At 46.0% G+C, this 1,290-nt stretch carries 1 protein-coding gene and 2 pseudogenes; 1 reads left to right on the forward strand and 2 read right to left on the reverse strand.

Annotated features, from left to right (window positions below; all coding sequences use genetic code 11):
- A pseudogene (locus tag F6K49_RS49955) lies at positions 1–228 on the reverse strand (glycosyl transferase group 1); the annotation flags it as partial.
- Between the two features lie 134 nt (positions 229–362).
- On the opposite strand from F6K49_RS49955, the gene F6K49_RS49960 reads away from it, so the two are divergent.
- Entirely contained in the window at positions 363–530 is a 168-nt protein-coding gene (locus tag F6K49_RS49960) for a hypothetical protein (RefSeq protein ID WP_293110256.1), read from the forward strand.
- Between the two features lie 282 nt (positions 531–812).
- Here F6K49_RS49960 and F6K49_RS49965 read toward each other — a convergent pair.
- Positions 813–1,290: pseudogene (locus F6K49_RS49965) on the reverse strand (hypothetical protein); the annotation flags it as partial.

A 1,290-nucleotide genomic window follows, 5' to 3' on the forward strand; every position in this document is an offset into this window, starting at 1 on the left:
GCGGCGAAAGGGAGAGCAACGGAAGTATCTGATCTGATAACCATCCTGTTTTACTGGTTGATCTAGGGGTACATCCAAAGGGGGTTGACCAGCATCCCCATTAGAGTTAGTAGTTAGTACTGTAATTTCTACCCCTTGAGATGCCAGAGCCTGAGATAGTCCCTTTACCATTTGACTCGGACCACCATATACCAGGGAAATCGACGGGACGATTTGTAAAATTCGCATGGGATATTTCTTAATACCAAGTTGGGTCAAAGATAGCACTATTCCTAATCAACCTTAGGAGCAATCACGACCTCACGCCATCATTGAGCAACCTTTAGGTAAGCATTCAGCCGTCAGCTAAAAGCTCACGCTACTTGAGGTGCCGTCAGCCTTGTGGCACAGGCTTTGGCCACGCTACGCGAATGGCCACGCTACGCGAATGGCCACGCTACGCGAATGGCCACGCTACGCGAATGGCCACGCTGTGCGAACGACGCTGGGAGGTAACTCAGCATTATTCCAATGCTTACTTGTTGTCTTGATGCAATAGCGAGTGGGGGAAACCACGGCAGTCGCTCATGGTTTGAAGTTACCGTAAGATAGTGGAGCCTTATTAACAAATATTTAACCCTTTTCTGCATAACCTGCTAACTATAAAGGCTCCACTATCTAAGGTTTCGTCTCCGGGGGAACCCCCAAGACCGCGCTGCCTCCCCAAGACCGCGCTGCATCGCTTTTTGCCCACCCTACAAGCTGATAGCTGATAGCTGATATCTGAATACTGATAGCTGAATGCTTACCAAACCACACCAAGTATAGGAAACTTACTGACTCGCTATCTCAGATTTTTGGTTTAAATCTTCCACTAATTGTACTAGATCAGGATTAGTCTCTGCCCATGAATTCCGCTCATTCCTGATTTTACCGAGGTGGGATTCAACATTTTCTGGTGTCATTAGAACACCAAAATCCTCTGGAACAGTCTGAGATTGATAACTGAATAGGCGATTTAGGATTAGATCACCAACTTCCTCGCGATAATGAGAGCTATCCCAATAGTTTTTCATCTCTTCCCTAATCGCTTCTGTGGTAATGCTGTTATAGCCAGAGAAATCCCACACTGGTGTAATCTCCACTAACCGACGTTTCCATTCTTCAAACACTGGCCACAGTCCGGTAACCCGAAGACTTTCCCATTGAGTAGCATGGGATGGTGATATAAATACTTTTAGCTCTATCCCTTTTTCCTTACAGGTATCGACAATGTCTTGAAGATCATTCAAAAAACTAGCGGAAAGTCGA

It is taken from the genome of Moorena sp. SIO3I6 (assembly GCF_010672095.1).